Source organism: Siminovitchia jepli (genome assembly GCF_047228825.1).
GTDB lineage: Bacteria > Bacillota > Bacilli > Bacillales > Bacillaceae_C > Siminovitchia.
On record NZ_JBFEGN010000141.1, the window covers coordinates 1 to 5,800 of the forward strand.

Genomic DNA, 5,800 nt, shown 5'->3' on the forward strand with positions numbered 1-5,800 from the left:
GCCGTAAAAATATACTTCGACGTTGATCCATTTTCATCCTGCTGATGGTGCCGCGGAAGCGGCATGAACGTCTAACTGTGCATTTTGCCTTTTGTTTTCCAAATTCCTCTTGCTATTTGAGAAATTTTTGGTAATATATATATCATAAAGATATATATCAATTAGATAGGGAGATTCCTTTGAAAAAATATAATCATACAACGTATGCAATTCTTGGAATTTTAACGACAGAATGCAAATCAGGATATGCAATTAAGCAACTAATCGATCAAAGTTTAAATCATTTTTGGAAGATTAGTTATGGACAGATTTATCCAACACTAAAACTGATTGTGGAGGAAGAGTTAGCCACAGTCCACATTTCCTCTCAGGAAGGGAAGCCAGATCGAAAAGAGTACCACCTTACACAAAAAGGAAAAATTGTCTTAAAGGATTGGTTGGAGAAGCCTGTCGAGCAAATACCTGTCGAGCGGAATGAGATTTTACTCAAATTATTTTTTGGACGCCACCGGTCTAAAGAAAATACATTATTGCACCTTGAGGAATACAAACGAAAATTGGAAGAACGTTACGAAACATATAGCCGTATAGAACAAATGATTTCCACCAATAAGCATGACAAGGAAGATGCCAGATATTGGCTGTTCACCCTAGACTATGGAAAACGGATCACAATGGCTGCTATTGAATGGTGTGACGAAACAATGGAACAGTTTTTAAAAGGGGGAAATTAAAAATGGCGAAACAAATTTATACCGGGCGTTATACAACGGAGAATGATGAGGACATTGTCGTGTTTCTGATCGGCATGCGGATTAACAAACGTTATGCTGTGCATAAATGGATACCAGTATTTAACGCGATGCCCGGGATGATTAAGGAGCTTTATACCAAAAAGGAAGAGTTAGGATTTTTATCTATGGAAAGTTATTTCGGCCTTAGGACAACTGTCATGATTCAATACTGGCGCTCAACAGCTGATCTTCTGGCTTATGCAAAGGGAGACAAGCATTTGGCTGCCTGGAAAAATTTTAATAAAAAAGTCGGGAATAATGATGCGGTCGGAATCTATCATGAAACTTATGAGCCGAAAAAGGGAAATTACGAATCGGTATATGGAAATATGCCCCTTCACGGCCTGGGTAAAGCAATGAAACATATCCCCATTACGCCGGAACGCATCTCTGCTCAAAAACGACTAAAAGCACATCATGAACAAAGCTTGAACAATCGTAAAGCTAGCGGAGATTCAATCAAATAAAGCGAGACTTCCATCAGTAGGGGGGCTTTCTTTCCCTACTGAGTGCACACAGAATATATAAATTATTTTGGTATGAGAAAACTCGTTGTAATTTTGAATTCGTCGTTTTGGAGTGAATATTCATGGTAGTCTAGAAGTTGGGCGATGGCATCCCCTTTTAAGATAAAACGAATAACGCCATAGCTATAGTGATCAAAAGTATCGTAGATCCTGCCCGCACTTTTCGTTCCTCTGGCAACCGTATATGTACTATTGGCAACATAGCCAACATGTCCAAGTCCGTCGATTTCAACCGCAATCGCCTCGTCGTCATAAGCATTTTTATAATCTTTCACAAGTCGAATAATTTGCCCCACCTGAAAAATTGCTGAACCTTTATAATGCTTACTCCCTACTACCGTTACATAAACCCCTTCAGACATGCCATCATCTCCTTTCAATTAACATTCCATCATCAAATCACTCAAAAAAGAGCCATCCTTATGAGTAAACCGCTTAACTTAAAAGCTTATGAAAAAAGGATCGAAAAGGACCCATTTCCCATTCTTTTCGAATTTCTTCCCGCGACCTCAAAAAACCTCTTCACATTTTTGTTTGAAGAGCTGATCTCATATACGAACTCTTTTGCTAAAGATCGAAGCAATCACAGGTCACAGTTTCCTATAGACTCCATCTTTTCCATACGCATAAAGAAACGTTCCCCGCATAAACACTGGGCCAATAATACGTTTGCCGTGTTCATCTATTAACTGCAGTTTTTTCTTTGGAGTAATCGTACGATTTTTTATTTGAAAACGCATTATTGTATACATATCTATTTGACCAATCATACCTGCTTGGTCAAACATAAATTGCTGCATCGCACCCTTTCCTTCGACACGATATCGAATAGTCTCTTTCTTCTCATTTAATTGTACGAGAAAAAAATCATCATAATAGTAGAAATAGACTTCCCTTGAACTCACAACATTTAGTGCGTAGCAATCAACAATTCCATAGCCACTTGCACCCCATAGCTTATTTCCATTCATCGTGTAGGCAACAATACCTTCACTTCCCATAGGCTGTTCCCATCCAAAATTCCCAAATATCCCTTCATCAAAATAACTAACCCAAATCGTATCGGTTTCGTCGATTTGTACATTTTCAATCCCATCACCAAGCGGGAATGCTTCAATTAATTGCCCGTTAGGATTGTATCTTCTTGCATTTCTTTCCATATATTTTCCATCTTTCAAACAACGGGATTGCACAAGCAACAATGAACCATCTGAAAATAAGTCTACCTCCGTCGGTATAAGTGGAACCTTTTGTAATTCAACTGTTTCTATATTTTCACCGTTAATCATCCGAATTGTCCAGTTGTGTTTTGCTACAGGACGCTGAAAAAAATCCAACTCCTCTAAGCCACTTTCCTCTAAGCCACTTTCAATTAGCAGTAATGTTCCATCTCTCGTTATTTGCCCACCTACAAAATTTAAGTTTGAGGAAAAGTCAATGCACTTTTGCATTATTAATTTTTCTATTTTTATCACCCTCATCTGAAATACATCATTCTATATATTCATGTATTACTGCATCATCAACACAATAGGTTACTGTGAAATACTCTTTTCAATAATTTTAGGAACGTACTTTTTTCCAACCATTGCAATCTATAAAAAATTCAAGGATTTTCACCTTTTTCTTCAATTTGATTTATTTCTCTATTCAAGCGAGCCATATCTTTTTCAGCCATCTCCAAGAATTTCTTCAAGTCTTTTTCTCGTTCACCTGCCCCCTCTTTTAGTTGTTGTTGAATATCAGAATAAATATCAAGAATTTGGTCAATCTGATCGCGCAAGTTCGCCAACTGTTCCTCAGGTTGCAAACGCTTGTCTGCAGCTGAATCAACTAATACTTTTTGAAACCACTCTGCCTGATCGGCTCCGTCAAACTCTAAAAGTACATCAATCATCTCATCACTGTCCGCCATCCCGCGATAAACAGAAAAGGATCAGGCAACTGCACATCATGAATGAATCCCATATACGAAATTCTCGGCCATAAGCCAAATCGCTTGGTGGACATTCTCACGCCAACTTTCGAATATTCTAATGACCGAACAAAAGAAATACGGTCAAGCCTTCCGGCGAGAAAACCCAGAAGGGCAATTCTCCCTGCATCCTGCACCCCTGTCATCGCAAAGTTCCGAATGACCGTCCATTTATCAGTTCGCTTTATCACCAGAATCACCTTCTTCTTTTATCAACCTATCTTTGTACAATAGTATATTCTTTTTGACAGGTGCCTGTCACTCCCCGAAAATTATCGAATTTTGTCAAACTGCCAATCTTCTAATAATGGCTCCGGTGGAATCTTTTTTTGCAAGAGTCCTTTTGTCTTTCATGTTCATTTTTAAAGATTAGAGGATTGTTGCAGGTTATGTCGAATATACTGGTGACAGTAGTATATTTTTTCACCTGACCTTGTACCCCTTCCTTTCTTCTGGATACTTTCATATTTTTACTTCCACTCTTTGCAATGTCCTTGTCAGCATGGTGTACCAAGAATGGGATCCCGTTAAAGGCCGGATATCGCCGGGCATTACTTCGATGAAACCAAGGACGATCTGTTTGGCTGGATTCTTGGTTGCAGATTCGAATAAAGTGAAACTTCAATCAGTGGGGGCATACAGGCGCTTAGCCTGTGCCCCCTCTAACCCCCACTGATCATAAGTAAAATATAAGCTAAGATCGTAATAAGAAAGAGAGCATCTAAAGTTGGTAAGTTGATTAAAAAAAGGCAGAGGAACTGGCAGCGGGATTGAAGATGTTTCTTCAGTAGTTCAAACAATGAGATTGAAAGGTAAAAATTTTTCTTGGACGATTAAACTTTTATATTGCCAGTTGTATTTACAAAGCTTGATATCTCTGCTATTGTAATAACTAACTAATCAGTTAGTTATAAAAGGAGATGAAAATAATGACCGAGAGTAAAGGTGAACAGAGCAAGAGAAAGTTATTTGAAGCTGCTGAAGAACTTTTCGCCCAAAAAGGGTTGCAAAGTACCCGGGTCGGCGACATTGTGGCTAAAGCCGGTTTAACACAAGCTGCCTTTTATCTTTATTTTAAGAGTAAAGAAGATTTGTTTCAGCAAATGCTTCAGGAGTTTGACCGGCAACTTGTACTTTTGGGTGATGCCGGAAAGCAAGCGGCCACCCTGGCGCCAAAAGACATCCATCAACATGTAAAAAGCACGTTTATTCAATTATTTTCCTTGTTTGGCAGAAATCCGTATTTAACCAGGATAGCGTTGCAGCATGCAGATGACAGCGAAAAGATACGCATAAAAATCGTAGAACAAATCGTGAACAACATGGAGAGAAATAAACGTCTGGGAATCGTGAGCCCCAATATAGATACGTGGGTAGCAGCTGAATCAATAGTCGCTGTCACGGAGCGACTAGTCCACCGTTATGTGTTAACCGGGAAAAAAACAGAAACAGTGCTTGCGGAACAAGCGGCACATATCTTTTTGAGTGGTATCCTTAACCATGCTGGAGAAGGTGATTAGAGTGATATTGGAATGGTTTAATACGCATCTGCATATTTTGACTGTTGTGTGGTTGTTCCCCATTATCTTTATGTTTCATGATTTTGAGGAGATTCTTACCGTTGAAAGCTGGGTGAAACAAAACAAAGACTTTGTGTTTAAAAAGATCCCGCCATTCATGCACAAACACTTTTACAGCAGTTTTCAGGTAACAACGGTCCAATTTGCACAGGACGTGTTCCGGATCTTTCTTGCTATTACAGCGTCAACACTCATTGCCGTTCTGTTTTCATTCTACTTTCCTTATTTGATGTTTTTGGCGTTGTTCTTCGCTCATGTCTTTACACACATCGGGCAAGCGGTTTATTTAAGAAAGTATACCCCGGGTGTAATGACCTCCATCTTTCTCGTATTGCCTTACTCTCTCTATGCATACTACCGTTTGCTGGCGGAAGCTGTGATTACCAGCGGAGACATCATCTGGAGCAGTTTGAGCATGTGTGCTGGAGTTCCTTTTATCTTTCTTTATCTTGTTCGTAGTCGCAATCGACGTACTTGACAGGTGCCTGTCACTCCCCGAAACTCCCCGAAAATTCTCGAATTTGTTGAACTGCAATCTTCTGATAATGGCTCTGGTGGAATCCTTTTTTGCAAGAGTCCTTTTGTCTTTCATGTTCATTTTTAAAGATTAGAGGATTATTGCAGGTTATGTAAAACAAGCTGATTATGCTCTGAAATAGAAGAAACTAGTGTTTATTCCTCAAACTGCTTTAGATAATGAGAATATTGGCCAAAGAAATACATTCAGCGAGAAGGTGCAGAAAAATTTATTTCTCTGAAGACAATTTTAGTAAAAATCATTAATGGCGATTTAAAGGGATATTTTTCAGAAGCAGCTGCAATTATCTATAATGGGAAGCAGCAAGAATCAGCCTTGAGGAGTAAAAAATCTTCGAGATAATTTCAATTATCATACCCCCTAAATTTTGATAAATATGGGATAAT

At 38.9% G+C, this 5,800-nt stretch carries 8 protein-coding genes; 4 read left to right on the forward strand and 4 right to left on the reverse strand.

All coding sequences use genetic code 11. The features are described 5' to 3' along the window. The first annotated feature begins 179 nt into the window (after positions 1 to 179). On the forward strand, positions 180 to 734 hold the full coding sequence (locus tag AB1L08_RS21325; RefSeq protein ID WP_413066622.1) for a PadR family transcriptional regulator: 555 nt from the start codon (positions 180 to 182) through the stop codon (positions 732 to 734). A 2-nt stretch (positions 735 to 736) separates the two neighbouring features. After that, the gene (locus tag AB1L08_RS21330; RefSeq protein ID WP_413066623.1) at positions 737 to 1,261 is read left to right on the forward strand and encodes a DUF4188 domain-containing protein; all 525 of its coding nucleotides are present in this window, start codon (positions 737 to 739) and stop codon (positions 1,259 to 1,261) included. Between the two features lie 62 nt (positions 1,262 to 1,323). On the opposite strand, the gene AB1L08_RS21335 is transcribed toward AB1L08_RS21330, so the two are convergent. The 4 genes from AB1L08_RS21335 to AB1L08_RS21350 form a co-directional block, all read right to left on the reverse strand. Beyond that, positions 1,324 to 1,683, reverse strand: a complete 360-nt coding sequence (locus AB1L08_RS21335) for an HIRAN domain-containing protein (RefSeq protein ID WP_413066624.1) — start codon at positions 1,681 to 1,683, stop codon at positions 1,324 to 1,326. 228 nt (positions 1,684 to 1,911) lie between these two features. Continuing rightward, complete coding sequence (locus AB1L08_RS21340; protein WP_413066625.1) at positions 1,912 to 2,802, reverse strand: hypothetical protein; 891 nt, start codon at positions 2,800 to 2,802, stop codon at positions 1,912 to 1,914. Positions 2,803 to 2,927: 125 nt separating this feature from the next. Continuing rightward, positions 2,928 to 3,218 (reverse strand): hypothetical protein, encoded by a 291-nt coding sequence (locus AB1L08_RS21345; RefSeq protein WP_413066626.1) that lies wholly within the window; start codon positions 3,216 to 3,218, stop codon positions 2,928 to 2,930. Next, positions 3,215 to 3,487, reverse strand: a complete 273-nt coding sequence (locus AB1L08_RS21350; protein ID WP_413066627.1) for a hypothetical protein — start codon at positions 3,485 to 3,487, stop codon at positions 3,215 to 3,217. The genes AB1L08_RS21345 and AB1L08_RS21350 overlap by 4 nt, the downstream gene beginning before the upstream one ends. A gap of 738 nt (positions 3,488 to 4,225) precedes the next feature. On the opposite strand from AB1L08_RS21350, the gene AB1L08_RS21355 reads away from it, so the two are divergent. After that, positions 4,226 to 4,816 carry a TetR/AcrR family transcriptional regulator gene (locus tag AB1L08_RS21355; RefSeq protein WP_413066628.1) on the forward strand — a complete coding sequence of 197 codons (591 nt, stop codon included), beginning with the start codon at positions 4,226 to 4,228 and terminating at the stop codon, positions 4,814 to 4,816. A 1-nt stretch (position 4,817) separates the two neighbouring features. Continuing rightward, entirely contained in the window at positions 4,818 to 5,354 is a 537-nt protein-coding gene (locus tag AB1L08_RS21360) for an HXXEE domain-containing protein (RefSeq protein WP_413066629.1), read from the forward strand. The last annotated feature ends 446 nt before the right edge of the window (positions 5,355 to 5,800 follow it).